Annotated in this window: 33 protein-coding genes; 12 read left to right on the plus strand and 21 right to left on the minus strand. The window is 74.1% G+C overall.

Annotated features, from left to right (window positions below; all coding sequences use genetic code 11):
* Window positions 1–100 precede the first annotated feature (100 nt).
* From O7600_RS01400 to O7600_RS01415, 4 genes are all read left to right on the plus strand, one after another.
* Window positions 101–1,291 (plus strand): helix-turn-helix transcriptional regulator, encoded by a 1,191-nt coding sequence (locus tag O7600_RS01400; RefSeq protein ID WP_281591901.1) that lies wholly within the window; start codon window positions 101–103, stop codon window positions 1,289–1,291.
* Window positions 1,292–1,607: 316 nt separating this feature from the next.
* Window positions 1,608–1,787, plus strand: a complete 180-nt coding sequence (locus tag O7600_RS01405) for a hypothetical protein (RefSeq protein WP_281591902.1) — start codon at window positions 1,608–1,610, stop codon at window positions 1,785–1,787.
* The gene (locus tag O7600_RS01410) at window positions 1,784–2,002 is read left to right on the plus strand and encodes a hypothetical protein (RefSeq protein ID WP_281591903.1); all 219 of its coding nucleotides are present in this window, start codon (window positions 1,784–1,786) and stop codon (window positions 2,000–2,002) included. The genes O7600_RS01405 and O7600_RS01410 overlap by 4 nt, the downstream gene beginning before the upstream one ends.
* Complete coding sequence (locus tag O7600_RS01415) at window positions 1,999–2,172, plus strand: hypothetical protein (RefSeq protein ID WP_281591904.1); 174 nt, start codon at window positions 1,999–2,001, stop codon at window positions 2,170–2,172. Before O7600_RS01410 ends, O7600_RS01415 begins: the two co-directional genes overlap by 4 nt.
* Before the next feature lie 2 nt (window positions 2,173–2,174).
* On the opposite strand, the gene O7600_RS01420 is transcribed toward O7600_RS01415, so the two are convergent.
* Complete coding sequence (locus O7600_RS01420; RefSeq protein WP_281591905.1) at window positions 2,175–2,432, minus strand: hypothetical protein; 258 nt, start codon at window positions 2,430–2,432, stop codon at window positions 2,175–2,177.
* A gap of 121 nt (window positions 2,433–2,553) precedes the next feature.
* Here O7600_RS01420 and O7600_RS01425 point away from each other — a divergent pair, with 121 nt between their 5' ends.
* Together O7600_RS01425 and O7600_RS01430 are read left to right on the plus strand one after the other, a co-directional pair.
* Window positions 2,554–3,174, plus strand: coding sequence for a GNAT family N-acetyltransferase (locus O7600_RS01425; RefSeq protein WP_281591906.1), 621 nt, complete (start codon window positions 2,554–2,556; stop codon window positions 3,172–3,174).
* Window positions 3,171–3,773, plus strand: a complete 603-nt coding sequence (locus O7600_RS01430) for a class I SAM-dependent methyltransferase (protein ID WP_281591907.1) — start codon at window positions 3,171–3,173, stop codon at window positions 3,771–3,773. The genes O7600_RS01425 and O7600_RS01430 overlap by 4 nt, the downstream gene beginning before the upstream one ends.
* Here the strand turns inward: O7600_RS01430 and O7600_RS01435 are convergent.
* Both O7600_RS01435 and O7600_RS01440 read right to left on the minus strand, forming a co-directional pair.
* Complete coding sequence (locus tag O7600_RS01435) at window positions 3,763–4,368, minus strand: YdeI/OmpD-associated family protein (protein ID WP_281591908.1); 606 nt, start codon at window positions 4,366–4,368, stop codon at window positions 3,763–3,765. The two genes, O7600_RS01430 and O7600_RS01435, sit on opposite strands and share 11 nt — an antisense overlap.
* Window positions 4,369–4,399: 31 nt before the next feature.
* Window positions 4,400–5,170, minus strand: coding sequence for an alpha/beta hydrolase (locus tag O7600_RS01440; protein ID WP_281591909.1), 771 nt, complete (start codon window positions 5,168–5,170; stop codon window positions 4,400–4,402).
* Window positions 5,171–5,266: 96 nt separating this feature from the next.
* Here O7600_RS01440 and O7600_RS01445 point away from each other — a divergent pair, with 96 nt between their 5' ends.
* On the plus strand, window positions 5,267–6,487 hold the full coding sequence (locus O7600_RS01445) for an ROK family transcriptional regulator (RefSeq protein ID WP_281591910.1): 1,221 nt from the start codon (window positions 5,267–5,269) through the stop codon (window positions 6,485–6,487).
* A gap of 16 nt (window positions 6,488–6,503) precedes the next feature.
* Here the strand turns inward: O7600_RS01445 and O7600_RS01450 are convergent, their stop codons facing one another.
* Together O7600_RS01450 and O7600_RS01455 are read right to left on the minus strand one after the other, a co-directional pair.
* Window positions 6,504–7,805 carry a low temperature requirement protein A gene (locus tag O7600_RS01450; RefSeq protein WP_281591911.1) on the minus strand — a complete coding sequence of 434 codons (1,302 nt, stop codon included), beginning with the start codon at window positions 7,803–7,805 and terminating at the stop codon, window positions 6,504–6,506.
* 39 nt (window positions 7,806–7,844) lie between these two features.
* Window positions 7,845–8,510 carry an HAD family hydrolase gene (locus O7600_RS01455; protein ID WP_281591912.1) on the minus strand — a complete coding sequence of 222 codons (666 nt, stop codon included), beginning with the start codon at window positions 8,508–8,510 and terminating at the stop codon, window positions 7,845–7,847.
* Window positions 8,511–8,640: 130 nt separating this feature from the next.
* Here O7600_RS01455 and O7600_RS01460 point away from each other — a divergent pair, with 130 nt between their 5' ends.
* Window positions 8,641–9,225: a hypothetical protein gene (locus O7600_RS01460; RefSeq protein WP_281591913.1), complete on the plus strand. Its 585-nt coding sequence runs from the start codon at window positions 8,641–8,643 to the stop codon at window positions 9,223–9,225.
* Window positions 9,226–9,254: 29 nt separating this feature from the next.
* Here the strand turns inward: O7600_RS01460 and O7600_RS01465 are convergent, their stop codons facing one another.
* Both O7600_RS01465 and O7600_RS01470 read right to left on the minus strand, forming a co-directional pair.
* The gene (locus O7600_RS01465; RefSeq protein WP_281591914.1) at window positions 9,255–9,971 is read right to left on the minus strand and encodes a hypothetical protein; all 717 of its coding nucleotides are present in this window, start codon (window positions 9,969–9,971) and stop codon (window positions 9,255–9,257) included.
* A gap of 31 nt (window positions 9,972–10,002) precedes the next feature.
* Window positions 10,003–11,256, minus strand: a complete 1,254-nt coding sequence (locus O7600_RS01470) for an MFS transporter (RefSeq protein WP_281591915.1) — start codon at window positions 11,254–11,256, stop codon at window positions 10,003–10,005.
* A gap of 91 nt (window positions 11,257–11,347) precedes the next feature.
* Here O7600_RS01470 and O7600_RS01475 point away from each other — a divergent pair, with 91 nt between their 5' ends.
* The gene (locus tag O7600_RS01475) at window positions 11,348–12,298 is read left to right on the plus strand and encodes a LysR family transcriptional regulator (protein ID WP_281591916.1); all 951 of its coding nucleotides are present in this window, start codon (window positions 11,348–11,350) and stop codon (window positions 12,296–12,298) included.
* On the opposite strand, the gene O7600_RS01480 is transcribed toward O7600_RS01475, so the two are convergent.
* Entirely contained in the window at window positions 12,273–13,178 is a 906-nt protein-coding gene (locus O7600_RS01480) for an aminoglycoside phosphotransferase family protein (RefSeq protein ID WP_281591917.1), read from the minus strand. The two genes, O7600_RS01475 and O7600_RS01480, sit on opposite strands and share 26 nt — an antisense overlap.
* A gap of 46 nt (window positions 13,179–13,224) precedes the next feature.
* The gene (locus O7600_RS01485; protein WP_281591918.1) at window positions 13,225–13,998 is read right to left on the minus strand and encodes a class I SAM-dependent methyltransferase; all 774 of its coding nucleotides are present in this window, start codon (window positions 13,996–13,998) and stop codon (window positions 13,225–13,227) included.
* A 41-nt stretch (window positions 13,999–14,039) separates the two neighbouring features.
* Here O7600_RS01485 and O7600_RS01490 point away from each other — a divergent pair, with 41 nt between their 5' ends.
* Together O7600_RS01490 and O7600_RS01495 are read left to right on the plus strand one after the other, a co-directional pair.
* Complete coding sequence (locus O7600_RS01490; protein WP_281591919.1) at window positions 14,040–14,678, plus strand: class I SAM-dependent methyltransferase; 639 nt, start codon at window positions 14,040–14,042, stop codon at window positions 14,676–14,678.
* 17 nt (window positions 14,679–14,695) lie between these two features.
* A complete protein-coding gene (locus O7600_RS01495; RefSeq protein ID WP_281591920.1) occupies window positions 14,696–15,340 on the plus strand; it encodes a hypothetical protein in 645 nt (214 codons plus the stop codon).
* A 64-nt stretch (window positions 15,341–15,404) separates the two neighbouring features.
* Here the strand turns inward: O7600_RS01495 and O7600_RS01500 are convergent, their stop codons facing one another.
* From O7600_RS01500 to O7600_RS01510, 3 genes are all read right to left on the minus strand, one after another.
* Window positions 15,405–16,493, minus strand: a complete 1,089-nt coding sequence (locus O7600_RS01500; RefSeq protein WP_281591921.1) for a winged helix DNA-binding domain-containing protein — start codon at window positions 16,491–16,493, stop codon at window positions 15,405–15,407.
* Between the two features lie 61 nt (window positions 16,494–16,554).
* Window positions 16,555–16,782, minus strand: a complete 228-nt coding sequence (locus O7600_RS01505; protein WP_281591922.1) for a hypothetical protein — start codon at window positions 16,780–16,782, stop codon at window positions 16,555–16,557.
* Window positions 16,783–16,822: 40 nt separating this feature from the next.
* Window positions 16,823–17,383: a dihydrofolate reductase family protein gene (locus O7600_RS01510; protein ID WP_281591923.1), complete on the minus strand. Its 561-nt coding sequence runs from the start codon at window positions 17,381–17,383 to the stop codon at window positions 16,823–16,825.
* 104 nt (window positions 17,384–17,487) lie between these two features.
* On the opposite strand from O7600_RS01510, the gene O7600_RS01515 reads away from it, so the two are divergent.
* The gene (locus O7600_RS01515; RefSeq protein WP_281591924.1) at window positions 17,488–18,453 is read left to right on the plus strand and encodes an RNA polymerase subunit sigma-70; all 966 of its coding nucleotides are present in this window, start codon (window positions 17,488–17,490) and stop codon (window positions 18,451–18,453) included.
* Window positions 18,454–18,471: 18 nt separating this feature from the next.
* On the opposite strand, the gene O7600_RS01520 is transcribed toward O7600_RS01515, so the two are convergent.
* The 9 genes from O7600_RS01520 to trxA form a co-directional block, all read right to left on the minus strand.
* A complete protein-coding gene (locus O7600_RS01520) occupies window positions 18,472–20,151 on the minus strand; it encodes a long-chain-fatty-acid--CoA ligase (RefSeq protein ID WP_281591925.1) in 1,680 nt (559 codons plus the stop codon).
* Window positions 20,152–20,247: 96 nt separating this feature from the next.
* Window positions 20,248–20,427 (minus strand): hypothetical protein, encoded by a 180-nt coding sequence (locus tag O7600_RS01525; protein WP_281591926.1) that lies wholly within the window; start codon window positions 20,425–20,427, stop codon window positions 20,248–20,250.
* A 73-nt stretch (window positions 20,428–20,500) separates the two neighbouring features.
* Window positions 20,501–21,211, minus strand: coding sequence for a spermidine synthase (locus O7600_RS01530; protein ID WP_281591927.1), 711 nt, complete (start codon window positions 21,209–21,211; stop codon window positions 20,501–20,503).
* Window positions 21,212–21,292: 81 nt separating this feature from the next.
* Window positions 21,293–21,901 (minus strand): class I SAM-dependent methyltransferase, encoded by a 609-nt coding sequence (locus tag O7600_RS01535; protein ID WP_281591928.1) that lies wholly within the window; start codon window positions 21,899–21,901, stop codon window positions 21,293–21,295.
* Complete coding sequence (locus O7600_RS01540) at window positions 21,840–22,739, minus strand: sulfite exporter TauE/SafE family protein (protein ID WP_281591929.1); 900 nt, start codon at window positions 22,737–22,739, stop codon at window positions 21,840–21,842. Before O7600_RS01540 ends, O7600_RS01535 begins: the two co-directional genes overlap by 62 nt.
* Window positions 22,736–23,323: a rhodanese-like domain-containing protein gene (locus O7600_RS01545; protein WP_281591930.1), complete on the minus strand. Its 588-nt coding sequence runs from the start codon at window positions 23,321–23,323 to the stop codon at window positions 22,736–22,738. The genes O7600_RS01540 and O7600_RS01545 overlap by 4 nt, the downstream gene beginning before the upstream one ends.
* A 73-nt stretch (window positions 23,324–23,396) precedes the next feature.
* Complete coding sequence (locus O7600_RS01550) at window positions 23,397–24,797, minus strand: MBL fold metallo-hydrolase (protein WP_281591931.1); 1,401 nt, start codon at window positions 24,795–24,797, stop codon at window positions 23,397–23,399.
* Window positions 24,798–24,928: 131 nt separating this feature from the next.
* A complete protein-coding gene (locus tag O7600_RS01555) occupies window positions 24,929–25,198 on the minus strand; it encodes a metal-sensitive transcriptional regulator (RefSeq protein ID WP_281591932.1) in 270 nt (89 codons plus the stop codon).
* A gap of 55 nt (window positions 25,199–25,253) precedes the next feature.
* A complete protein-coding gene (trxA, locus tag O7600_RS01560) occupies window positions 25,254–25,604 on the minus strand; it encodes a thioredoxin (RefSeq protein ID WP_281591933.1) in 351 nt (116 codons plus the stop codon).
* Window positions 25,605–25,774 lie beyond the last annotated feature (170 nt).

A 25,774-nucleotide genomic window follows, 5' to 3' on the forward strand; every position in this document is an offset into this window, starting at 1 on the left:
ATGCCGCACGGCGGGTGGTCGGTGTACCGTCCGGGAAGGCGGCAGGCCGGCGTTGCGGGTCGTGCCGGATACCCGTCATCGTCCCGGAAGGCGGGCGGACATGACCAGGAAGACCGACACCATCGGCGCCCGGATCCGATACTGGCGTATGCGCCGAGGTGGGATGAGTCAGGCCGTCCTCGCCGGACTCGCCGGGCTCAGCCAGTCCTACGTGTCGCAGGTCGAGTCCGGACGCAAGACGATCGACCGCCGCTCGACCCTGGTCGCGGTCGCCGCCGCGTTGCAGGTCACGGTCGCGGACCTGCTCGGTCAGGGCACGGAGACCGGCGATCCGGCCCGCGAGCACGCCGCCGAGTGCGTGCCGGCGATCTGGTCGGCGCTCATCGAGATCGAGGACGGGGAGCGCCGTCGGTCGACCCGTGGAGCGGCGCAACTGACCGCCGACATCGCGCGCAGCGAGCAGCTTCGGCACCGCTCGAACTTCCCCGCCATGGCCCAGATGCTGCCGGGCCTGCTGCTGGAGGCGGCCGCGGTGGGCGGGACGGCCCTCGCGCAGGTCGCCTACCAGGCCTCGGCGTGCCTGCGGCACCTCGGATACCGGCACCTGGCGTTGAACGCAGCGCGGGTGGCGGTGGCGGCCGCCGAAGCGGTGGAGGAGCCGGCGTGGCTGGGCGCGTCCCGGTTCGCGTACGCACAGAGTCTGCCCATCGAGGCAGCGCCGCTGGCGGCGCGGGCGGCCGACCGGTCCCTGGCCGAGCTGCAGTCCGCCGCGACGGACGCGCGGGTACGGCAGATGCTCGGTCAGTTGCACCTGTCCGCCGCCCTCGCCTCGACGGTCGGTGGCCGCCCGGACGTCGCCCGCGAACACCTGGACGAGGCGGCCCGAGAGGCGGCGACGCTCGGCGATCCGGCGGACGGCATGGGATTCAACGGCTGCGGTTTCGGGCCGACCAATGTGGCGCTGTGGGAGATGTCCATCGCGGGGGAGTCCGGTGAACCGGGCCGGGTCATCGAGCTGTCCCGCACGGTACGACCACAGGTTCTCGCGGCATCGATCCGGCAGATGTCCTACTGGCTCGACCTCGGGCGCGCGCTGGCCGACTCGGGCCGTCGGGACACCGAGGCGCTCGCCGCGTTCGTGCACGCCGAGCGAGCCGCTCCGGTGCCGTTCTCGCTCAACCCGCTCGCCCAGGACTCCGTCGCCGCGATGGCCCAGCGGACCAGGCGTCGCGCCGTGCCCCACGAACTTCGCCTGCTGGCCGGACGTCTGGGGATCAGCCTGGTGCCATAACCAGCGGTAATTCTGTCACTACCACCTGCCCCTAGTGTCCGTTTCGGACGAGGGGAGACGCCTCGTCCGTTGGTCGAGTGCACTGTCGGCTCCCGTCCGGGCGGTCCGTCGCACTCGGAGGACGGAGGTGACAGGTGGTTGGAGGACGACGCGGTTCGGCCGGACGCCGCACGGGGGATGAGATCCAGGCCGTCGAATGGGACGGGGCCAAGCGACGAATTCTCGCGATGGCCGAATCTGACCACTCGGGCGCCGGGGATCTCGGTCCGATCGCACAGTCGGTTGCCGAGGGGAAGCGACCTGCTCCGGAGGACCGGTGAACGACCGTGGCGAGCGGGCGATCCTGGCGGTGCACGTACGGGGTCTCGACGGGATGTGCGCGGGGTGTCGGCTGTGGTGGGCGCGGCTCGCTCCGTACCCCTGCTGGCAGGTGACGTGGGCGATCAGCCGGCAGGCCCGCGCGAGCGTCGCCCGCTTCCTGGGAGCGGGCGGGTGAGCGCCCACGGGCCGGTGCTACCGATCTGGACCTGCGGCGGGTGCGGCGGGCCGTGGCCGTGCGCGACCCGGCGGCGGGAGTTGAAGGCGGAGTACGAGGACGCGCCGATGTCCCTGGCGCTGTACATGGGGGCGCAGTTGGTGCGGGCGACGGCCGACCTGAGCTGGGCGCCCGCCGGGGCGTTGCACCGGCGGTTCCTGGGCTGGCTGCGGTGAGCGTGCTGCGGGCCGGGGACGAGAAGTTCCACTACAGCGACGGGTCGCACCGGTGGATCGCGCCGGGGCCGGACTACGACCAGGCGGTGTGGGACGAGCAGGTCCGCCAGCACAAGCTGGGTCACCTGCGCAACGAGCGACCGAGGGTACACATCCGCAAGGTGGTGTGACGTCAGGCGCCGGCGGAGGTGTCCGAGCCGTACGCGGCGTCGTACATCGTCCCCGCGTTCCCCCCGCCGCCCTGACCCCGGATCGTGCCCTTGCGGGAGCGCCCGCGCCGGCGGTCCATCTCGGCCATGGCCCGCCGGGCGTCCCGCAGCACGGCATCGCCCGCCGCCGAGCGGGCCGCCCGGCGTCGGCGGACGACGAACGCCACAACAAGAAGAAGCAGCGGTACGCCGCACAGGACGATCCAGAGCCAGGTTGTCACGGTCCACCCCCACCGGCCGTTGCCCGAGTCACCCCAGCATGACCCACCGGCGCCAGGCACCGGCGACCCGCCGGCGGGGATTCCGATCGCGGCGGCGGCGCGGTCGTGCGATCGTTGCCGCATGCCTCAGCCGATCTTGCGTACCGACCGCCTGCTGCTGGTTCCCCTGGCCGACCGGCACCTGGAGCTGGAGGTCCAGCTCGACTCCGACGCCGAGGTGCTCCGCTACCTCTACTCCCGGCCCCGCACCCGCGACGAGGTGGTCGCCTCCCACGCGCGGCGGCGGGGCCTGGCCACCAAGGTGGACGGCCTGGGCTTCTGGATGGCGTTCGGCTCCGACGGCGGCGCGCGCGGCTCGACGGCCCCGGCGGGGGAGGACGACGGCGAGTTCGTCGGGCTCATGATGCTGCCCCCGGCCAACGGCCCCGACCAGCCCGACGACCCCACCGTGGCGGAACTGGGCTACCGGCTGGTGCGCCGGTACTGGCGCCGGGGCCTGGCCAGCGAGGCGTCGCGCGTCCTGCTGCGGCACGCCTTCGACACGGTCGGGCAGCGCCTTGTGATCGCCCAGACGATGACCGTGAACGCCGGCTCCCGAGGGGTCATGGAGGCGGTCGGCATGCGCTACGTGCGCACGTACTTCCCGACCTTCGACGAGCCGGTGCCGGGAGCGGACCAGGGTGAGGTCGAGTACGAGATGACCCGCGAGATGTGGGAGCACATCCCCGGATCGCGACGGTGACCACGGATCGGGTCCGCCGGGCGTACGCGTCCGTCGCGGACCTCTACATCGAACTGTTCGGCACCAGCCGGCAGGTGCACGCCGACGACCTCGCCTTCATCCGCGAGCATTTGGCCGGGCGGCCCGGTCCGGTGCTCGACGTGGGTTGCGGGCCCGGTCACCTCACCGACCACCTCCGCTCGGCCGGGGCCGACGCCACCGGCCTCGACGTCGTCGGCGAGTTCATCGGCCACGCCCGGGCCGCCTACCCGGACGGCAGCTACCTGCTCGGCTCCATGACGGATCTGCCGATCGCCGACCACCGCCTCGCCGGCGTCCTGTCCTGGGGCTCGGTCATCCACCTGCCACCGGACGACCTCGACGACGTGCTCGCCGAGTTCCGGCGGGTCACGGCCCCGGGCGCGACGCTGGTGTTCGGCATCTTCGTCGGCGACGAGGTGGCCGCGTTCGACCACAAGGTCGTCACCGCCTTTCGTTGGCCCGTGGACGCGTTCGCCGACCGGCTGGCCCGGGCCGGCTTCGCCGAGGTGGCCCGCCTGCACCGGCCCGCCGACGGCGTCAACCGCCCGCACGCGGCCGTCGCGGCGGTCAGGGCGTGACCGGAGGCCTGGCCTTCTGCGGATGGGGCGTCTCGTGGCGGGCCAGCATGGCCACGAACTCGCCGATCTTGCGCGCGCGGGTCTCCGCCCGCTTGACCGCGTTGAGGCGGTGGATGAGCGCGAACCGGTTGGCCTTGGTGAGCACGTCGAACATGGCCTGGGCGGCGGGCACCGCGGCGATCGCGGCCAGCAGGTCGGCCGGCACCTCCGCCTCCGACGGCGGAGCATAGGCGGCGTCCCAGCGCCCGTCCGCCTTCGCGGCCTCCACCGCGGCGCGGCCCGCGGGCGTCATCCGGCCCGCCGCCTCCAACCGGGCCACGTGCGAGACGTTGCGTTGCGACCAGATGCTGCGGGGCCGGCGCGGGGTGAACCGGATCCAGGAGGTCTCCTCGTCCCGCTTGCGGGCCTGCCCGTCGATCCAGCCGAAACACAGCGCCTCGTCGACCGCCTGCTGCCAGGTCAACGTCGTGACGGTGCCACCCTTGCGGGTCAGGGCGAGCCAGACACCCGGGGACGTGGCGTGGTGGGCCGACAACCACGCCCGCAGCGCGTCCGAGTCCGCCACGACCAACTCGTCCAGCTCCGCTCCCGCCATGACGGCAGGGTAGCCGCCACCTCCGACGAGATCAGGTGAGGAAGCGGTGCAGCGCCTCGGTCAGGTCGTCCGGGTTCTCCTCGGCGACGTGGTGTCCGGACTCGATCGGGTGACCGCGCAGGTCGTCGGCCCAGGGACGCCAGACGGCCAGCGGATCCCCGTAGAGACGTTCCATGTCGTCGCGGGTCGACCACAGGAACAGGGTCGGGCGGCGTACGGCGCGGCCGGCCCGCCGGTCGGCCTCCTCGTGCTCCCGGTCCACACCCAGCCCGGCACGGTAGTCCTCCAGCATCGCCCGGACCGTCGCCGGGTCGCGGACGGCCTGGAGGAACTCCCGGTGGTTCTCCGCGCCCATGCTCTCGGGCCGTGCCTTGGCCGCGTACCAAGCGTCCGGATCGGCGGTGATGACCCGCTCCGGGATGTCCGGCTGGGCGAAGAAGAACCAGTGGAACCACTCGCGGGCGAACGTCGCGTCGCACCTCGCCAGCGCCTCGCTGATCGGCACGCCGTCGATGACCACCAGGCGGTCGACCGCGTCCGGGTGGTCCAGTGCCAGGCGCAGCGCCACGTAGACCCCGCGGTCGTGCCCGACGGCGGCGAACCTCGGGTGGCCGAGGAGGTCCATCAGCCGCCGCAGGTCCGCCGCGACCGCCCGCTTGGACTGCTGGGAGTGGTCCGGGCGCAGGTCCGCCTTTCCGGACCGCCCGTAGCCGCGCAGGACGGGCGGGCCCTGCCCCGCGTGGCGGACCCGCAGCTCCACCTCCCCGACGTCGATCCGCTCGTCGGTGAAGTCGTCGAACATGCACCACAGGTGACCGGCCGGACAACTCGGCAAACGTCCGCGCCCTCGCGGGCCATCTATCCTTGTCGTGCCAGTTGCCATCTGACGGAGTGGTCGATGCTGAACGGTCTGGCCGCGGAGCGACCCGCGACGGGGGACAGCCACCGGCGTAACCTCGCCGCGCTGCTCCGCCGTGTCCACCTGGGCGGCCCGGCCTCGCGCGTCCGGCTGGCCGAGGAGCTGGGCGTCAACCGCAGCACGGTGCTGGCGCTGACCGGCGAACTCGTGGCGGCGGGACTCGTCCGCGAGGAGCCGGCCCCGACCGCCGGGCGGACCGGCCGACCGTCCCTGCTGGTCCGGCCGGCGTCGGACGCCGTGCACGTCCTCGCCTTCGACATCGCGGTGGACCGGCTCGTGGCCGCCCGCGTCGGTCTGGGCGGGGTGGTGTCCGGTCGCCTGGAGGCGACCAGGCCGCGGGCCGGCGCCGACCTCGACTTCGTGGTCTCCGTGCTCGCCGACCTGGGACGGGCGTTGCACCACGGCGCCCCACCCGGATCGGTGTGCGTGGGGGTCGGGGCGTCCTACTGCGGGATGATCCGGCCGGGCGACGGACTGGTGCGCTACGGGCCGGACCTCGGTTGGGTGGACCAGGCGTTCGGCGCCGAACTGGCCCGGCGGTTGGACCTGGGCCTGCCGGTGCTGGTCGGCAACGAGGCCCACCTCGGCGCGGTCGCCGAACACCAGCGGGGCGCCGGCGTCGGGGTGCGGAACCTGGTCTACCTGCACGGCGACGTCGGGGTCGGCGGCGGGATCATCGTCGGCGGGGAGCTGCTCGACGGGGACGGCGGATACGGCTCCGAGGTCGGTCACATGCTGGTCAACCCCTACCACGGTCGGCCCTGCGGCTGCGGCTCCCACGGTTGTCTGGAGGCCGAGGTCGGTGAGCGGGCGCTGCTCGACGCGGCCGGCCGTCCCGCCGACAGCACCGGGCGGGAGGCGGCGCGGGCCGTGGTCGCCGACGCGGCCCGGGGCGACCCGGCCGCCCGGAAGGCGCTGCGACACGTCGGGGACTGGCTGGGCATCGGGGTGGCGAACGTGATCAACCTGTTCAACCCCGGTGTGGTCATCTTCGGCGGCACGCTCCGGGAGGTGTTCCAGGGCTCTGCCCCGCACGTCCGTGACCGGATCCGGGCCAACGTGCTGCCCGTCTCGCGGGACAAGGCCCAGTTGCGGGTGTCGGCGTTCGGAGACGACACCACCCTGATCGGCGCCGCCGAGCTGGGCTTCGCGCCGCTGCTCGCCGATCCGCTCGGAAACCGCACCGCAGCGGCGAGCTGACGCGGGCGGCGCGTGTTCACAGCCGGTGGGCCCGCCACCGGTTCAGTTCGGTCTCCATCCGCGTCTGCTCGTCGAGTGCCATCTGGCGGACCTCTCGACGTAGCGGCCCGGTCACGCGGAGCTGGACGGCCACGACGCCGAGCGTGACGCCGGCGAGCAGCGCCAGCGCGGCCAGTTCCGGCACCTGGTAGGCCACCGGCACCAGCGCGGCGAGGACCAGGGCCGCTCCCAGCAGCGTCCGGTCGAGTCGGCGCAGCGCGCGTAGCTCGATCGTCACCAGGGCGAGCACGAAGAGGATCACCCCGCCGTAGAGCAGGAGCGGATGCAACTGACCGGGTCGTTCCGCACCGGTCGGCTGCTCGGCGTGCAGCAGGATGCCCAGCAGCCGCTCGAGGCTGACGGCGAAGAGGATGATCCCGACGACCAGCGGCAGGTGCAGGTAGGTGTAGACGTCCCGCGCGAGCGGGATCCGGCCCGGCCCCCGTACGCCGTGCAGGCGTTGTTCCACGGCGGCGGCGATCCAGTCGAAGTACAGCCACCAGAGCGCGGCGATCACGATGATGCCCAGCGCCGACGCGAGAACCGTCGACAGGCCCACCGGGCGGCCGTACTGCGCCGACGCGCCGATCCCCAGCGCGATCACGGACTCGCCGAGGGCAACGAGCACGATCAGCGCGTGCCGCTCGGCCGCGTGCCCCACCGAGCGCAGCCGCCAGCCCGTTCGGGCGAGCAACAGTCCGCCCAGGTACTCCAGTACCAGGGCGACGATCCAGAACCCGATCCGCACGTTCTGCACCGCGCCGGCTGCCACGACCCGCTGCGGCACCACCGCCGCCAAAAGAATGGCCACCGTACTGACGAGCGCCGGCCCGACGAGCAACAGCGCGGGCAGGCGTGGTGTGCCCTGCGCCCGCACGATGGTCCAGAGTGCGGTCGCCTTCAACCCCCAGGTCATCAGGTACGCCACGGCGAACAGCCACGGGCCGTAGAGGCCGCCCGGCTCGTCGCGGAACGCCACCCCCACGCTGACCGCGAGGAGGAACACCGGCACCATCATGGCGAGCCCGATCACCGGCATGACGCCCTCGTCGGACCGGACCGCGTTGCCGATCGAGGCGAAGCCGGTCCAGCACCACCACAGCAGGACCAGCACGAGCAGCGCCTCCAGCAGCGACTGCACCGTGAGGTTCTTGCTGGTGAGGACGGAGACGTTGAAGAACGCGAAGACGAACACCAGGTCGTAGAAGAGCTCCAGGCGGGTAGCGCGGGTGCCGGGTCCACCCCAGCTGATCAGCTGCGACCTGATCCTCCTCCCCATACAGGCATTATCTGCACCAAAACGGGGCGGATGGTTCGATCAACGAATCCGCTCGTCCACCGCGTTGTGCTCGGCCACCAGGGCCGGGAGTTCGGCGAGCGAGCCGATGCGGAACAGGCACTGCTCCGCCACGTCGGGCAGGTCGAGGATGTGTCCCCACGGGCCGCGCCGGATCAGGCACGCCGGCATGCCGGCCGCCATGGCCGGGCGGGCGTCGTTGTCGGGCCGGTCGCCGACGTACAGGATGGACGACGCGTCGCCGCCGCCCGCTTCGACGACCCGGCTGAAGAACTCCGGTGCCGGCTTGTCCACGCCCCACCCGTGCGACGTGCCGATGACGTCCACCGGGAGGCCGAGGGCGCGCAGGCTGGCCTCGGCGTGGGCCGGCTGGTTGCCAGCCAGCCCCAGGTGCAGGCCCTGCTCCGCCAGGGCGGTCAGGCACGCGCGGGCGTCGGGATAGAGGTCCTCCTCGCCGAACGTCTCCGGCACGCCGGCGGCCACCCGGCGGTCGAGTTCGGCGGTGAGGTCGAAGTCGGGCCGGAACACCCGGAACACCTCCTGGTAGCCCAGGCCCCGGGCGATCACCGCGCCGAACACCGCCGAGAAGGTGTGCCGGGGCACGCCCAGCCAGTCCGCCCAGTCGGTGAACTCGCGGGACTCGTCCAGGATCGTCCCGCCGACATCGAAGAAGACCGACTTGATCATTTCGTTCCCCCGTCACGGTCGCGCCGTGCGTGGATCATAGACGCGGATCAGCGCGAGCGTCCCGGGCCGGCTCCGCGAACTGTCGTCCATCGGTCTCCGGGTGGCCGGGAAATTCCGGCACACTGCCTCCATGAGCCGCCCGACCTTCCTTCCCGACCCGCCGCCGGGTCCGGCGGTCACCGCCGCCTACGACGAGGACGTCGCCTCCGACGGCTACGTCAACAACCTCACCCGCGTCTGGTGCTGGCGGCCGGACGTGTCGGCGTCGTTCCAGGCCGTCCGCGCCGAGCTGCTGGGCGACTCGGGGCTGTCGGCGCGGGAGGTGGCCGTGCTGGTCGCCGCCACCGCCGCCGCCCGGGGTGACGCCTACTGCGCCCTGGCCTGGGGTGCCCGACTGGCCGACCTCAGCGACGAGGCGACCGCCGCGGACGTGCTGGGCGGCGCCGACGGCGAGCTGTCCGGCCGGGAGGCCGCCCTGGCCGGATGGGCCCGCCAGGTCGTGCGGGACCCGAACGCCACCACCGAGGACGACGTGCGGGGCCTGCGCGACGCCGGCCTCAGCGACCGGGAGATCTTCGAGGCGACCACCCTGATCGCCTTCCGGTTGGCGTTCTCCACGGTCAACGACGCCCTCGGCGCCCGGCCGGACCAGCAGCTCGCGGAGCGGGTGCCCCCGCTCGTGCGGCACGCCGTCACCTTCGGCCGTCCGGTCTAGGACCGTTCCTTCACGAGGGACGTCCCGGGTCAGGCGCGGAGCGAGGCGAGCGCGACGTCGACCGCGTCGAGCAGCTCCTCCTGGCGGTCGAAGTCGTCGGCGTGGTCCGGGTTGACACCGCACTCCCGTTGTCGGGCCCGCAGCAGGTCGTGGTGGGAGTACGCCGAGACGTGCACCGGGAAGGCGAACGGGTCGAGACCGCCCTCGACGAGCACGTCGACGGGGTCACGGTCGTCGTTCCCGACGTGCAGCCAGGTGTCGTACGGCGAGCGCGCGTAGACCCCCGCCGCGAACCCGTCGGTCCACGCGGAGACCAGCGCCGCGAGGCTGGTGGCGGCGCGGACCGGGTTCCGGTCGTCCACCTCGATCTGATAGCGCCAGATCTCCCCCTCGTGGTCGCCGGCGAGCACGAAGGCGAAGACGATGCGGTCGGAGATGAGCAGCGGCAGCTGATGCCGCCAGGGGAAGGGGATCCCGACCGCCATGGACAGGTAGCCGAGGAGGTTGTCGGCGCTGTCCCAGAGCAGCGGATGACCACCCTCGGGCAGGACCTGCGCGTACGGCAGGCCCTCGTGGTGGAACCAGATCGCCTGCTCCGCGATGCGGTCGACGTCGAAGACGCGGCAGAGCGCCTCGACGCCGAGCGCGTCGGCCCGTTCGCCGGTGTCCCAGGGGACGCCGGCGGCGGTCGCCGCCCTCCGGTAGCGTTCCACCGCGCCACGCAGCACCCGCATGTCGTCGAGCACGACCGACCTCCCCGCACAGTCGCGGCCGACGTTAGCGCGGCGCACCGACAGCTCGCTGCCCCTCGGGTGCGGCGTCGGCCTCGGGCCGGCGCCCCGCTTCCGGTCGGGGCAGCAGGAGCGGGGTGGCGAGCAGCAGGACACCGGAGACGGTGATCGCGGCGAGCGGGCCGACGCGCGTCGCCAGGACGCCCCCGGCCAGCATCAGGACGGCCTGCGTGAGCCGGCTGCTCACACTCCACGCGGTGAGCACCTGGGCGGCGTGGTCCGGGGGAGTGCGGCGCAGCCGTTCGGTGGCGTGGATCGGGTTGAACACGCCCATGCACGTGATCAGCAGAGCCTCGACGACGATCACGGTGAGCAGTCCGGGGACGCCGGGACCGACGAACGCGAGCCCGAGCGGGAAGACCGCGCGCAGCCAGCCGGACACGATCATCACCCGGTGCCGGCCGTGCCGCCGGGCCAGGGGCGCGGAGAGCCGGGCGCCCACCAGACCACCGAGCGCCGGGACGCCGAAGGCCAGCCCGTACTGCCAGGCCGGGAGGCGGTAGTCGCCCAGCAGCAGGACGGCCAGCAGCGGCGCGGTGGCCATGATCAGACCGCCGACCACCACCGAGTTGAGGAACAGGCGCCGCAGGACGCGGTCGTGGCGGATGAACCGCCAGCCCCGGACCAGGGCGGCTCCGGTCAGCCGGGCGCCCGCGGCGCGGGGCGCGGCCACGTCGTCCCCCCGGATCCGGCGGACCGCGAACGCGGACAGCAGATAGCTCAGCGCGTCGGCCGCGACGGTGACGACCGGGCCGAGCAGCCCGACGAGCGCGCCGCCCACCGGCGGGCCGACCGCGGTCGCCACCCAGCTCGTGCCCTCGAACCGCGCGTTCGCCACCAGCAGGCGCTCGCCCGGGACGAGGTGCTTCAGGTACGCCCCGGACGCCGCGCCGAACGCGATGCCCGCCGCGCCGCAGACGACCGCGACGACCAGCAGCTGACCGTAGGTCAACACCCCGAGCAGGTACGCGACCGGCACGCTCGCCGTCGCGACGAATCGGCACAGGTCGGTGGCGACCATCACCGGCCGCTTGGGCCGGTGCGCCACCCACGGACCGAGCGGGATCGCCACGACCGCCGCGACGGCGAGCCCGGCCGCCTCCAGCAGCGACACCGCGAACGCCGACGAGTGCAGCACCCGCACCGCGAGCAGCGGAAACGCCCCGAAGGCGAGCCACGTGCCGTACGTGCTGACCGCGTACGCCGCCCACAGCCAGCGGAAGCCCGATCCGAGTTTCACCGGCGCATCACACCGGCCGCGCGGGCGGCGGATCAAACAACCGCCGATCGGCGAGCCACAACCATCGGTGGCGCGGCCCTAGGGTGGGTCGGTGGACACCGAGGCAGTGCGATCGTTCGTCCGGGCGGCCGAGCTCGGGCAGCTGCGGCACGCCGCCGACGAGCTGGGCGTGACCCCGCAGGCGGTGTCCAAGCGCGTCGCCGCCCTGGAACGTGACCTGAAGGTCCGCCTGTTCACCCGTACCGCCCGGGGGGTCGAGCTGACGCTCGACGGCCGGGCGTTCCTCCCGTACGCCCGGGGTCTGGTGGTGAGCGCGGACCGCGCGGTCGCCGCGGTCCGGCCGGCGTCGCGGGCCCCGCGCGTGGACGTCCTCGGGCTGCGCAGCGCGCAGGCCGTGGTCCTGCACGACTACTGGCGGGCGCACCCCGGCACCGACCTCGACGTGGTGACCCTCCGCGTCGACGACCCGCGCCGGGTCGCCGCCGCCGTGCAGGCCGGCGACATCGACGCCGCGTTCCGTACCGTCACCGACCCGGCCGACCTGCCGCCCGACGTGCGGATGGTCCACGCGTTCGACTCCCCGCTGCAACTCCTCGTCGGCCCCCGGCACCCGCTCGCGCCCGCCCGGTCGGTGACCCCGTCGCAGCTGCGCGGACACCTCATCCGGGTGCCCGGCATCGTGCCGCGCAGCGAGTGGTCGGAGTTCTACGACCAGCTCGACACCGCGTTCGACCTGCGCGTCGACGCCACCGGCCCGAACTTCGGCGACGAGGTCCTCCTCGACGCCATCGCCGGCTCCGCCGACGTGGCCACGCTGGTCGGCGCACGCGACCGCTACGTCTGGCCGGCGCGCCACGACCTGCGGCGCATTCCGATCGTGGACCCGACCCCGGCGTACCCGATCTCGCTCCTGCTGCCCCGGACCAACCCGCACCCGGGGCTGCGGGCGATCCTCGACCACGTCGCGGCCCTGCCGCCGGTGCCCGAGCCGGCGTGGCGGCCCGCCTGGCCCCGGTTCAGCGCGGCGGCGGGTCGGCGGTGATCCGCTCCAGCGTGCGCCGGCCCGTGCGGCTCATCACCGGGTTGGACTCCCGGTAGTACCAGACCAGCCCCATGGCCTGCTGGAACGCCCACGCCCGGCCCCGTTCCCACGCCAGGTCGTCGCAGCCGAGCCGCCGCCGCAGGGCCCGGCGTGGCCCGGCCTCCAGCAGGTGCCAGGCGCCGATCAGGTCGAGCGCCGGATCGGCCGGCCCCAGCCCGCCCACGTCCAGCACCCCGGCCAGCCGCCCGTCGGCGACCAGGACGTTGCCGGGGATCAGGTCGCCGTGGGTCATCCGATCCGGCGTGCCGCCCCGGGGCAGCTCCCGCATCGCCGCCCAGAACCGCCGCAGCAGCGGCACGTCCAGCAACGACTCGCTGTGCCGGAAACAGGTCTCCATCCACTCGTCGTGCGCGGGCAGGTCACCGCCGCGGCCCGGGCCGTCGAACGTGCGCCCTCGGGTGTCGATGGCCCGCACGCCGTCGACGAACTCGGCCAGGTCGTCGGCGAAGGCGTACGAGTCGCCCGGGTCCCGGTCGGTCGCCACCGCGCCGGGCAGCCAGGTCTGGACCGCCCAGGGCAGCGGATAGCCGGCGCCGGGCCCGCCGAGCGCGACCGGCTCCGGGGTGGGGAAGCGGGTACGCCCCAGCAGCTCCCGGGCCGCGTCCGCCTCGCGTTCCAGCCAGCCCCGCGCCTGCTCCGGCTCCTGCGGTTGCAGCGGGAACCGCGCGGTGAGGCGATCACCCAGGCGGAAGATGGCGTTGACCGTGCCGTCCGAGGCCGCTGGGCGGACGGGCAGGTCGCGCCACGCCGGGAACTGCGCGTCGACCAGCTCGCGCACGGTCGCGGCGGTGACGGTGAGCTGTCCCTCGTGCATCGGCATGCCGGGCAGCCTGTCCGTCGCGGCGAACGCCCGCAACCGGATTGTCTCAGGACGAGGTGCCCGGCCGCCGGCGGGCGAGGTGGACGGTGACGTCGGTGGTGACCTCGACCCTGTCGGGCAGCACCTCCCGGATGCGCCGGAGGACCTGCTCCCGCCGGTCCGCCGGCAGTTCGAGGTAGGCCGAGACGGTCGACAGCACACCGACGTAGTCGTCCGCGCCCATCGTGACGCGGCGCGCGATCTCGGACTGCCGGACGTCGGTGAACCACTCGTGGCGTCGCAGCTCGGTGCCCGGCCACCGCATGGGGTGCGTCTCGGGCGTGCCGTCCGGAGAGGGGATCTCGTCGCTGTCGAGGAACGGCGCCCGGGCCCGCCGCACCGACTCCGCCACCGCCGGGTCGCCCAGGCGCAGCGGCCCACCGAACGAGGCGAACACGCCGCCGGGGGCGAGGAGCGCCGCAACCCGCTCCCACCGGCCCTCGGGGCGCGTCCAGTGCAGCGCCGCCGCCGCGTAGACCAGGTCGTAGGTCTCGTCCGTCGGCAGTTCCTCGAACGCGGCCCGCACGGTCCGCACCTCGGGCGGCACGTGTGCGCGCAGCTCGGCCAGCATGGCGGCGTCCGGGTCGGTCGCGGTGACCGTGATGCCCGCCCGGGCGAACAGCCGCGTCGCCTTGCCGGTCCCGGCGCCGATCTCCAGTGCGGTCCGCAGCGGACGGTCCGCGTACGCCAGCACCAGGTCGGCGAGTTCCGGCGGATAGCCGGGTCGGAACCGCTCGTACGCCCGCGCCGCCGCCCCGAAGCTCAGTGCGCGCTCGGCCATGCCGATCATCCTCACACGAGCCCGGGCTATCGTGTGCGGACATGGGCGCTGCCGGCTGGATCGACGACACCCGCACCTCCTACGACACGGTGGCGGCCAGCTACGCGGACCTGCTGCGCGACGCCCTGGCCGGGGAACCGTTCCAGCGCGGCATCCTCGGGTTGTTCGCCGAACTGGTGCGGGCGCGGGGGAGCGGGCCGGTCGCCGACATGGGCTGCGGACCGGGCCGGATCACCGCCCACCTGCACGGCCTCGGGCTGGACGCGTTCGGCGTCGACCTGTCACCGGCGATGATCGAGGTCGCCCGGCGGGACCACCCGGGCCTGCGCTTCGAGGTGGGCTCGATGACCCGGCTCGACCTCGCCGACGCGTCGCTGACCGGTCTGCTCGCCTGGTTCTCGCTGATCCACGTGCCGGACGAGGAGGTACCCGGCGTCCTCGCCGGGTTCCACCGGGCGCTGCGGCCCGGCGGGGTGGTCCTGCTCGGGTTCTTCGCCGGCGAGGGCAGCCGGCTCAAGACCCAGGGGTACGGCGGACACCCGATGCGCGTCCACGTGCACCGCCGCCCGCCTCAGCTGATCGCGGCCTGGCTGGACGCCGCCGGCTTCACCGTCGACGCCGAGATGACCCACCGTCCCGCCCCGGATGTCGAGGGCGGGTTCGTGTTCGCGCACCGGTGAGGCGGTAGCGTGCCGGGGTGCTCGACTACTACCAGCTCCTCGCCCAGGCTGACGGCGTACCGCTCGGGCTGCTGGTCGAGGAGTTCGAGCTGGCCGACGACCTCTCCGCGACGCGACTGCGCAGCGCCGGCTGGACGCCGTCCGACGGCGGCTGGTGGAGTTCCCGTGCCTTCGCCCGGGCGCTGCGCGCGAGGCCGGACGTCCGCGCCCGGGTCCGCGCGGTGACCCGCTCCGACGCCGAGGACACGTACGGCCGGCTCGGCGACGGGCTGCTGCCGGACGAGGACACGCTGCGCGACCGGTTCCGCGACGACCTCACGCTGGCGGTCGCGGAGCCGCTGCGGCTGGGCGCCGGCCCGGCCGTGCACCGGGTGCTGTTCGCCGGCGACCTCGACGCCGGGCGGCTGGCCGCTCTGGTGGCGTCGCTGCCCGCCGACGGCGGCGCCGACCCGGGGCCGGCCGGACCCGGCGTGGTCGCCACCGGGCGGGCAGCCGACACCGCGCGCTGGGAGGTGCGGTGCGTCGGCGGCGGGGTGGCGTGGTGCGTCGACGTGACGGCCGAGCGGGGGAGCGGCACGCACCTGCGGGTGCTGCTGGGGGCGGTCACCTCGGTGGCACGCCGGCACGGCCTGATCCCGACGACGATCGAGCGCCTCGGCTGAGGGGGCGTCACCTGGCGACCGGTCCGTGCCCAGGATCCGGCCCGTCCGAACCGCGGAACGCGGGTCAGCCGCCGAAGTCCACGCCCGCGAGCGACACCGAGCGGTGTGCCGCCAGGCGTTCGGCCTGCTCGACGACGGCGCGACGCCGGCTGTCGGGAAGCTTGTGCCAGGTCTCGACGGACACCCGGAGCGTCCGGCCGGACTTGCGGGGACGCCAGGTGCCGACCAGTTCGCCGTCGACCAGGACGGCGCCGGGGCGGCCCAGCACCGGCCACAACTCCTTGGCCCGGGCCGCGTCCGGCGCCACTGTCGGCCGGTCCTTGGCCTGGAGGAACAGGTCGAACGGCCCGAGCAGCCGGGTCACCGTCACCTCGGCCGAGGTCAGCGCCGCCTCGTCGGCGGCCAGGAGCCACCGCTTCTCACCGTCGACCGAGACCTCGACCGCGTCCTGCGGCCAGCGTGCCTTCACGTCCTTGACCGGGGCGTCGAGGTAGTCGGCCACGTGCTTGGGCGTGGCCGGGCCGAGCAGCCGCAGGTAGGCGCGGACGAGGTCGTACCGCTCGCCCGGCTCGCGGGGGGTGAGGTCGGGGATGCGTTCCAGCACCGGCGGCGACGTGTCCAGTCGCAGCTCCAGCCCGGCCCGGACGGCGGCCAGCCGGAACGGCATCTCGTAAAGGTGGGTGGCGTCGCACGGGCGGCAGAACCGCAGGTAGGGCTCGGGCAGCAGCCCGGCCAGCCGGCCGGAGACCTCGCCCTTGACGGTCGGCGCGGTGACGACCTCCCGCATCCGCGCGGCGACCTCGTCGAGCGCGGCCAGGTTGCCGATGCCGGCCGCCTTCAGCGGCTTGGACGCGTCGTAGATGCGCTTGCCCGCGTCGGCGTCGGAGAACGGCTCGACCGCCGCCGCCACCGCGCCGACGTCGGAACGCCGATAGAGGTGGGGAGCACCGCGCACGGTCCAGAGCAGGACCAGATCGTCGGCCGACAGGGCGCTCACGTCGACCCCGCGCAGGGCCAGCGCCCACCGGCCGCCGTCGGGGCCGGTGTCCTGCGCGCCGAGGTCGAGAACGGCGGTGTCGGCGAGCGCGCCCCGCTCCCGGTCGAGCTGCTGGGCACGGACGCGAAAGCTCATCACCTGACGCCGGTCGACCACCGACCCAGCCTAGGCGGCGACACCGACACTTTCCGCGCGTCGCGGCCGGCGCTGCCGCGCGTCAGCGCGCGCCGCGTGGCGCGGACGCCGGACGGGTCGCCCGGCCGCCGTCACCCGATCGCTTGAGCAGGAAAACCCCGCCCGCGAGGAACACGGCGCTCAGCACGATGCCGACGAGATTGCCGTCGGCGAGGCTGGAGAAGGCGCCGAGAATGCCCAGGATGACGGCCACCCCACCGACGAGCCGCATGACGTAGCGGCCGACCGAACGACCCCGTGTATCCACCATGGACCGTCGTCTACCCGATGTGTCACCACCGCAAACGCCGTCACCGGGCGCGACGCAGCACCGTCAGCACGGTCGGGCCGACCGGCTCGACCAGCGTGAACCGAAAGTCGCCGGGGGTGCCGCTGGCGAACAGCCGCTCGCCCGCACCGGCGACGGTCGGGAAGGTGATGAGCCGGTACTCGTCCACCAGGTCGGCCCGGCCCAGCGCGTGCACCAGGCTCAGGCTGCCGACCACGACGACGTCCCGCCGTGTGCGCTCCTCGCCGGCCCAGGCCACCGCGTCGCCCGTGATCGCCGCCGAGTTCGACCAGGCGGTCACGTCGACGCCGGTCCGGGTCGCCACCCGCTTGGGCACGGCGTTCATCAGCCGGGCCCAGTCCCCGTCGCGGTCCGGCCAGAGGCGCGCGAAGTGCTCCCAGGTCCGCCGCCCATAGAGCTGGACCCCCTGCTCCATCCGCTCCCCGAGACGGAACTTGTCGTCGCTGATCGGGCCCGGCCCGTAGCGGAACGCCCAGCCCCCGTGGTCGGTCCCCGCGCGCCCGTCGGGGTCGGAGACCACGCCGTCCAGCGTGGCGAACTGAATGACGACGACGTCGCCCATGATGGGCTCCCTCCGGAGGTGGCGGCGCCGGTCGGGCCGCCCTCACCCCCACATACCGGGGCGGCGGGCAGAACTCATCGCGGCCCGCGCGTACCCTCGCCCGGGTGGTCGGGAAGACGACGCAGGAGCGCGACGACCGGTACGAGGCATTCCGCGGCGACCTGCTGGCGCACTGCTACCGGATGCTCGGCTCGGTCGAGGAGGCCGAGGACCTGGTGCAGGAGACGCTGCTGCGGGCCTGGCGGGCGGCCGACCGGTACGACCCGCAGCGGGCGTCGTTGCGTACCTGGCTGCACCGGATCGCCACCAACGCCTGCCTGAACGCGCTCGACGGCCGGTCCCGGCGGCCGTTGCCGAGCGGGCTGGGCCCGGCCGGCGACGACCCGCAGGCCCCGCTGGCGCCGAGCCGGCACGTGTCCTGGCTGCAACCGTTCCCGGACATCCGGCTCGGTGACCCGGCGGACGCCGCCGAGCAGCGCGCCGGCCTACGGCTGGCGCTGGTCGCCGCGCTCCAACTCCTGCCGGCCCGGCAACGTGCGGCACTGCTGCTGCGCGAGGTGCTGCAACTGCCCGCCGCCGAGGTGGCGCAGGCCCTGGGGAGCAGCGTCGCCTCGGTGAACAGCAGCCTGCAACGGGCCCGGGCGGGCATCCGGGCGGCCGGGCCGGTGCTGGAGGAGCTGCGCGAGCCCACCGACCCCGACGAGCAGGCCGTGGTCGAGCGCTACCTGGCCGCGTTCGAGGCGGCCGACGTGCCGGGCCTGACCCGGCTGCTCGCCGACGACGTGGTGCTGGAGATGCCCCCGGTCGCGCTCTGGCTGCGCGGGCGGGCGCACTACCGCGCGTTCATGGAGCGGGTCTTCGTCATGCGTGGAACGGGCTGGCGGCTGCGGCCCGTCCGGGCCAACGGAAGCCCGGCCCTGGCGGCGTACGCCCCGCACGCCGACGGGCTGCGGGCGCACTCGCTCCAGGTGTTCGACGCGCGGGGCGGCCGGGTCCGGCGCTGCGTGACGTTCGCCGACCCGGCCGTGTTCGACCTGTTCGGCCTCCCGCGCACGCCGGGCGGTGAGTGACCCGCCGCGGTGCCCGGGTCAGCCGTCGGCGAGGAGCTGGTCGCGGACCTCGCGGCGCAGGATCTTGCCGATCTGCGAGCGGGGCAGGTCCTCCACCACCACGACCCGGCGGGGCACCTTGTACCCGGCCAGGTGGGTGCGGCAGGCGGTCCGGATCGACTCCGGGGTGCCGCCCACGGCGGCGTCGAGCACCACCGCCGCGACGACCTCCTCGCCGTCGGCGGTGGGCAGGCCCACGGCGGCGGCCTCGCGGACGCAGGGGATGCGGCGCAACGCCTCCTCCACCTCCGACGGGTAGACGTTGAAGCCGCCGGTGATGATCAGTTCCTTGATCCGGTCGACCACGGTGACGAAGCCGTCGGCGTCCATGGTGACGATGTCGCCGGTGCGCAGCCACCCGCCGGGCAGCAGCACCTTCGCCGTCTCCTCGGGCCGGTTCCAGTAGCCGGCGAACACCTGCGGCCCGCGGACCAGCAGCTCCCCGGCCTCACCGGGGGCGCGGTCGCGGGCCGGGTCCTCGGGGTCGACGATGCGGACGTCGGTGGAGGGGAACGGCACCCCGACCGTGCCCGGCCGGCGGGTCGGCGCGACCGGGTTGCCCAGCGTGATCGGGGACGTCTCGGTCATCCCGTAGCCCTCGACCAGCAGGCCGCCGGTCACCTGCTCCCACAGGTCCACAGTGGCCGGTGGCAGCGCCATCGCGCCGGAGATGGCGTACCGGATCGAGGTGAGGTCGACGCCGCGCTCGCGGGCGGCGGTGGCCAGCCGCGCGTAGACCGGCGGCACGGCGGGCAGGAAGGTCGGCGGGCGTCGGCGGGTCGCGTCGAGTACCTGGTCGGGGTCGAAGCGGGGGAACAGCACCAGTGTCGCCCCGATGCCGACGGCGAAGGTGAGGCAGAGCGTCAGGCCGTAGGCGTGGAAGAGCGGCAGCACCGCGTAGACGGTCTCCGCGCCGTCGCGCAGCCCGGGCACCCAGGCCCGGCCCTGCGCGGCGTTGGCGCGCAGGTTGCGGTGGGTCAGCACGGCGCCTTTGGGCACGCCGGTGGTGCCGCCGGTGTACTGGAGCAGCGCCACGTCGCCGGCCCCCGGGCCGGGGTTCGCGGGCGGTAGCGGCCCGGCGGCGGCGACCAGCTCCGACCAGGCCGCCGCGCCGGGCGCGGGGGCGGTCATCGCGGCGCGGGCGGCGCGGACCTTGGGCAGCGGCAGCCGCAGCGCCCACCGCTTGAGCCGGGGCAGCGCCGAAGTCAGGTCGACCGCGACGACGGTACGCACGGCGCCCCGTCCCGCCACCAGCGGCGCGACCTTGTCCCAGACGACCGCCACCCGGGCGCCGTGGTCGGTGAGTTGCCGGTCCAGCTCGTCGGCGGTGTAGAGCGGGTTGTGCTCGACGACCACCGCGCCCAGGCGCAGCACCGCGTAGAAGGCGACCACGTGCTGCGGGCAGTTCGGCAGCACCAGGGCGACCCGGTCACCGGGGCCGACGCCGAGCCGGCGCAGCGCCTCGGCGGCGCGGGCGACCTGGTCGGCCAGCTCGGTGAAGGTGGTGGTGGCGCCGTAGAAGTCCAGCGCCACCCGGGGCCCGAAGCGACGGGCCGCGTCGGTGAGCAGGTCGACCAGCGAGCCGTCCGGCTCCGGGACCTCGGCCGGCACCCCCGGCGCGTAGCTGCGGGTCCAGGGTCGCCGGTCGGTCGCGTCCATCGCCGTCTCTCCTCGCTGCGCGGATGACCGGCCCAGCCTAACTTAACCACCCGGTAACCTACGCTGACGTAGGTTGCCGGGTTGGTCACACCGGCCTCAACGGCGGCTCGTCGAGTGGTGACTCACCACCCGCCGGGTCTTCACGATCGCGAAGATGATGACCGCGGCGAGCGCGATCACGCCGATGACGATGAGCCAGCGGACCGCCTCCAGCAGCAGCCCGAGCAGGATGAGCACACCGGCGACCACGCCGACCACCCAGAGCAACGCGCGCATGTTCCAGCCTCCCGTCGTACGGTGGGCCGTGCGCTTTCCCGCTGCGCGGGCGGCCATGCCGCCGCGCCCGGGATCACCGCCGGGCGACGTAGACGGTGTTCGCCGCCTCCCGGCCCTGCAACGGGTTGGGGAACCGGACGACGTGCGCCACCGAGGTCGGGAACACCTCGGTCAGCGTGCGCTGGAACGCCGGGTCGGGCGGGTCGTTCGACCAGAGCGCGAAGACGCCCTCCGGGTGCAGCAGCGCCGCCAGCCGGCGCAGCCCCTCGGTCGTGTAGAACGGCGCGTGGCTGGGATGCAGCACCTGGCGGGGGGAGTGGTCCACGTCCAGCAGCACGGCGTGGAAACGTCGCCCCGGCTCGTCCGGGTCGAGGCCGCCGTCGGCGACCGCGGCGAAGAAATCCGTCCGGACGAACCGGGTACGCGGGTCCGCGGCCAGACCGGCGGCGAACGGCAGCAGGTCCCGGCGGTGCCAGTCGATCACGTCCTCGATCGCCTCGACCACCAGCATCGAGCGCACCCGCGGGTCCTCCAGCGCGGTACGCGCGGTGTAGCCGAGGCCGAGCCCGCCGACCACCACGTCGAGCGCCTCGCCGGTGAGCGGGGCCAGCCCCAGCCGGGCCAGCTCGATCTCGGCGACCGGGAACGCGCTGGACATGAGGTACTCGTCGTCGAGCTTGACCTCGTACACCTCGGCGTCCAGCGCCGGGTCACGGCGCCGGCGCAGACTGATCGCCCCGATCGGCGTCTCCCGCCAGGCCAGTTCCTCGAAGCGCGCGCCCACCCGGTGTCCTCTCCGCCGTTCCGTCACCGGATGTTACCGGTCGACCCGGGCCCGGCCTGGGGGAACGACCGCTGCGGCGCCTCAGTCGGCGGGACGGGTCGCCACCACCACGGTGTCCAACGCGTCCACGCTGCCGCCGTCGCTGGTCGGCACCGGCCGGCGGGCCGTCTCGGCGCGCTGGATGCGCAGCCCGGCCAGCCCGTCGACCACCGCCTCCGGGGTGAGCAGCACGCTCGCGTCCTGCGGGCCGCCGGTGCCGCCGGAGAGGTTGGCCAGGTCGTGCCCGACCACCACGAGCGTGCCGCCGGGGCGCAGCGCCGAGCGCGCCGCGCCGAGCACGCCCGCGAAGTCGGCGGCGGGCAGGTGCAGGTAGCTGATCAGCACCAGGTCGTAGCTGTTCGGCACCGGCCGGTACGCGGTCACGTCGGCGACCCGCCAGTCGACCGAGACGCCCCGCGCGGCGGCCAGCTCGCGCCCGCGGTCGACGGCCACGGTCGAGAAGTCCACCGCGTTGACCCGCCAGCCCTGACCGGCCAGCCAGACCGCGTTGCGCCCCTCGCCGGCGGCGACGTCCAGCGCCGCGCCGGGTGTCAGACCGGCGACCGCCTCGACCACGAACCGGTTGGGCTCAGCGCTCCACACCAGTCCGGGCGTGTTGGCGTACCGGCTGTCCCAGGCGCTGCTGTCCACTGTGTCCCCTCCTTCGGCGGCCCCACACCACCAAGCTGACCGTACCGGCAGCGGCAAGCGCTCCCACCGCGAGTCCCCACGCCGGGGGAAGCTGCTGCGCCAGGACGAAGACGCCCATCACCACGACGAACCAGCCGAACGACTTGCGCAGCACGTCGGCCGGGATCCGGCCGGCGAGCCGGCCACCGAGAAGGCTGCCGACGATCGCGGCGGCGGTGACGGCGGCGGCCAGACCCCAGTTGATCTGCACGCTGGAGAGGTAGCCGGCCAGGCCGGCGAACGACTTCATCGCGATGACCACCAGCGACGTGCCGACCGCGACCGGCATCGGCAGGCCGCCGAGCAGGGCCAGGGCGGGCACCACCAGGAAGCCGCCGCCCGCGCCGACCAGGCCGGTGACCAGACCGACCACCACGCCGTCGAGGACCACCCGCAGCACCGGCAGCTCGTGCGGCGTCGGCCGCCCCTCGGCGGAGCGCCGGCCGCGGATCATCGCGGCCGCGGTGGCGAGCATCATCAGCGCGAACGCGGTGAGCAGGACGCTCGCCGGGATGAACTCGGCCAGCCGACCGCCGGCGTACGCGCCGGTCATGCCGGCCAGGCCGAAGATCAGCCCGGTGCGCCAGCGCACCCGGTGGGCGCGGGCGTGCGGCAGCACACCGACCGCGCTGGTGGCCCCCACGACGAGCAGCGAGGTGGCGATGGCCTCCTTGGGCGGAAGGTCGGCGACGTAGACCAGCAGCGGCACGGCGAGGATCGACCCGCCGCCGCCGAGCAGACCGAGGCTCACCCCGATCAGCACCGCGCCCGCCACGGTCAGCACCAGCGCGGCGCTCACGACCGCCGCCCGGGGTCGCTCAGCTGGCCGACGACGCTGTCCAGGTCGCAGCTGGCGCCCCGGTTGTACGGCAGCTTGCTCAGCAGCATGCCCATCGCGCAGGTGTTCGAGACGGCCGCGAAGGTCAGGCCCGCCCCGACGAAGCCGGCGACCCACTTCAGGCCCGGCACGAAGACCGAGGCGACCACGCTGGCGAGCACGATCGAACCGGCGACGAGGCGGACCTGGCGCTCCAGGTCCCAGCGCGGCCGGCCCTGGTTGACCGGGGCGTTCGCGGCCTGCCAGGCCAGCATGCCGCCGTCGAGGACCTTGAGGTTGGGCAGGCCGACGGTGGCGAGCGCCTGTTCCGCCTGGGTGGCGCGGGCGCCGGACCGGCAGATCAGCACCACGTCCTCGTCCAGGTGGTTGCGCAGTTCCTCGCGGTGCTCCTTGAGCAGGTCCAACGGCACGTTGTAGGCGCCGGGGACGTGCGCGGCCTCGAATTCGCCGGGGGTGCGAACGTCCAGCAGCCGGGGCGCGCGCCCGGCGGCGATCAGCTCGCGCAAAGTGACCGCGTCGACGGTCGAGGGGGTCGTGGTGGTCATGTTCTTTCTCCTTCGTGGGCAGGGGTCATCGCCGGCCGGCGCGTGCGCGCCGGCCGGGTGCGGGTGGGGAGGGTCAGGTGGTGGGCGCCATGCGGACGCCGGCCGCCTCGGCCTGGCCGAACATGTCGTCGATCAGCACGACGTCGCGGCCGCCGTTGGCCAGCAGGGACGCGGCGGCGGTGGCCCGGTAACCGGAGCCGCAGTGCACCCAGACCGTGCCGGCGGGCACGTCGGCGAGCCGCGTCGGCAGGTCGGGCAGCGGGACGTGCACCGCCCCGTCGATGTGCCCGGCCTTCCATTCGTTGGTCATCCGCACGTCGAGGACGACCTGCGGGGCGGGCAGGTCGGCCGGGGTGTTCCCGGCCTGCGCGGCGGCCAGGGCGCCGAAGTCGGCCACGGTCAGCTCGCGCAGCTCCGACCGGTCGGTGGCCCACCGCTCGGGCTCGCCGGTGGCCTGCGCGGCCGGCCGGTCGATGCCGATGCGGACCAGCTCCCGCTGTGCGTCGGCGACCTGGTCCGGCGTCTCGGCCAGGAAGGTGATCGGCGCGCCCCAGTCGATCAGCCAGCCGAGCCAGGTCGACATCGGCCCGTCCAGACCGAGGCTGACGGTGCCGGCCAGGTGCGAGGCCGCGTACGCCTTGCGGTGTCGCAGGTCGACCACCCACTCGCCGGCGGCGATCCGGCGGCGCAGCTCGTCGGCGTCGGCGCGGGCGACCGGGGTGAGGTCGACCGGCGCCGGCCCGGCGGCGTTGGCCACGCCCATGTGGGCGTAGTACGCCGGGTAGGCGTCCAGGCCGGCGAGCGTCTCGGTGACGAACCGGTCCGCGGCCAGCCGCAGCACCGGGTTGGCCTCCTTCTCCCGGCCGATGGTCGACTCCGGGGCGTCGGCCTGGCTGGCCGAGCAGAAGCTGCCGAAGCCGTGCGTCGGCCACACCTGCGCGCCGTCGGGCAGCAGGTCGGCCAGCTTGCGGGCGGAGGCGTGCTGGTGGTGGGCCAGCTCGTGCGCGTGCTGCTGGCCGAGCAGGTCGGTGCGGCCGGTGGTGCCGAACAGCAGGGACCCGCCGGTGAACACGCCGACCGGGGTCCAGCCGCCGTCGCTCGCCTCGTCGAGTGCGTACGAGAGGTGGTGGAAGGTGTGGCCGGGCGTGCCGACCACCCGCAGCCGCAGGGCGTCCGACACCGGCACCTCGTCGCCGTCGGCCACCGGCATCCGGTCGAAGCCGACCTCGTCGGCGGCGGCCACCAGGTAGTGGGCGCCGGTGATCCGGGCCAGCTCCAGCCCGCCGGACACGTAGTCGTTGTGGATGTGGGTCTCCACCACGTGGGTGATCCGCACCCCCTTGGCTCCGGCCAGGTGCAGGACGCGGTCGATGTCCCGCTGCGGGTCGACCACGATCGCCACCCGGCCGTCCGAGGCCAGGTAGCTGCGGTCGCCGAGCGAGGACGTGGCGATGACGGACACCTCGACAGTCACGTGCCGTTCTCCTCTCGTTCTCACACATACCCCCCGGGGTATGCGTGGGGCAGACTCCGGCCCGGGTCTCCGGGCACGGGGTTACCCGCCCGGGACGCGATCACGCGGCCCGGAGCGGGCGTCTTTCGGTGCTAGGCCAGGGAGAGGAAGAGCTTCTCCAGCTCCTCCTCGGTCATCTCCGGCTCCTCGCCCGCCTGACGGGCGGTGCCGCAGTGGCGCATGCCGGAAGCGATGATCTTGAACCCGGCCCGGTCGATCGCCTTGGACACCGCGGCGAGCTGGGTCAGTGCCGAGCGGCAGTCCTCGCCGTTCTCCATCATCTCGATCACGGCGTTGAGCTGCCCCCGGGCCCGCTTGAGTCGGGTCAGCGCGTCGCCGGTCATCTCGGGTCGAAGCTTCATGTCACCACCTCCTGTGCTCGAACATACCCCAGGGGGTACCTGTGTCGCCACCCGGTCAGCTCGCCCTCGCCCGAACCTCGTCCATGTCGAGGTCGCGCACGGCCTGGATGACCTGCTCCAACCCGGCTGCCGGCAGCGCGCCCGGCTGGGCGAACACCAGCACGCCGTCCCGGAACGCCATCAGTGTCGGGATCGACCGGATTCCGGCGGCGGCGGCCAGGGCCTGCTCGGCCTCGGTGTCCACCTTGCCGAAGACGATGTCCGGGTGCTGCTCGCTGGCCTTCTCGAACACCGGGGCGAAGGCCCGGCACGGGCCGCACCAGGCGGCCCAGAAGTCCACCAGCACGATGCCGTCCCGCTCGACGGTCTCCGCGAACCCGCTCGCGCCCAACGCCACGCTACTCATCCCGACCTCCATGTCGTCGCTTGCGTCATCCCGTCCAACATACCCCTGGGGGTACCCATTCCCGCGCCGGTGCCGGCGCGACTGCTCACGCCGCGTGGGCGGGAGACACGCAGGGTCGCCGGGGGATCGACGCAGCGCTTATCCTGTGCGCCGACGATCCCGGCGGAGGG

This window comes from Micromonospora sp. WMMA1998, from assembly GCF_027497375.1.
GTDB lineage: Bacteria > Actinomycetota > Actinomycetes > Mycobacteriales > Micromonosporaceae > Micromonospora > Micromonospora sediminicola.

Coding starts and splice junctions, on each gene's coding strand:
- O7600_RS01400 (WP_281591901.1), top strand. CDS start 101: ATGACCAGGAAGACCGACACCATCGGCGCCCGGATCCGATACTGGCGT.
- O7600_RS01425 (WP_281591906.1), top strand. CDS start 2,554: ATGCCTCAGCCGATCTTGCGTACCGACCGCCTGCTGCTGGTTCCCCTG.
- O7600_RS01435 (WP_281591908.1), bottom strand. CDS start 4,368: ATGGCGGGAGCGGAGCTGGACGAGTTGGTCGTGGCGGACTCGGACGCG.
- O7600_RS01440 (WP_281591909.1), bottom strand. CDS start 5,170: ATGTTCGACGACTTCACCGACGAGCGGATCGACGTCGGGGAGGTGGAG.
- O7600_RS01445 (WP_281591910.1), top strand. CDS start 5,267: ATGCTGAACGGTCTGGCCGCGGAGCGACCCGCGACGGGGGACAGCCAC.
- O7600_RS01450 (WP_281591911.1), bottom strand. CDS start 7,805: ATGGGGAGGAGGATCAGGTCGCAGCTGATCAGCTGGGGTGGACCCGGC.
- O7600_RS01455 (WP_281591912.1), bottom strand. CDS start 8,510: ATGATCAAGTCGGTCTTCTTCGATGTCGGCGGGACGATCCTGGACGAG.
- O7600_RS01460 (WP_281591913.1), top strand. CDS start 8,641: ATGAGCCGCCCGACCTTCCTTCCCGACCCGCCGCCGGGTCCGGCGGTC.
- O7600_RS01480 (WP_281591917.1), bottom strand. CDS start 13,178: ATGCCGATGCACGAGGGACAGCTCACCGTCACCGCCGCGACCGTGCGC.
- O7600_RS01485 (WP_281591918.1), bottom strand. CDS start 13,998: ATGGCCGAGCGCGCACTGAGCTTCGGGGCGGCGGCGCGGGCGTACGAG.
- O7600_RS01490 (WP_281591919.1), top strand. CDS start 14,040: ATGGGCGCTGCCGGCTGGATCGACGACACCCGCACCTCCTACGACACG.
- O7600_RS01505 (WP_281591922.1), bottom strand. CDS start 16,782: ATGGTGGATACACGGGGTCGTTCGGTCGGCCGCTACGTCATGCGGCTC.
- O7600_RS01510 (WP_281591923.1), bottom strand. CDS start 17,383: ATGGGCGACGTCGTCGTCATTCAGTTCGCCACGCTGGACGGCGTGGTC.
- O7600_RS01520 (WP_281591925.1), bottom strand. CDS start 20,151: ATGGACGCGACCGACCGGCGACCCTGGACCCGCAGCTACGCGCCGGGG.
- O7600_RS01525 (WP_281591926.1), bottom strand. CDS start 20,427: ATGCGCGCGTTGCTCTGGGTGGTCGGCGTGGTCGCCGGTGTGCTCATC.
- O7600_RS01545 (WP_281591930.1), bottom strand. CDS start 23,323: ATGACCACCACGACCCCCTCGACCGTCGACGCGGTCACTTTGCGCGAG.
- O7600_RS01555 (WP_281591932.1), bottom strand. CDS start 25,198: ATGAAGCTTCGACCCGAGATGACCGGCGACGCGCTGACCCGACTCAAG.
- trxA (WP_281591933.1), bottom strand. CDS start 25,604: ATGAGTAGCGTGGCGTTGGGCGCGAGCGGGTTCGCGGAGACCGTCGAG.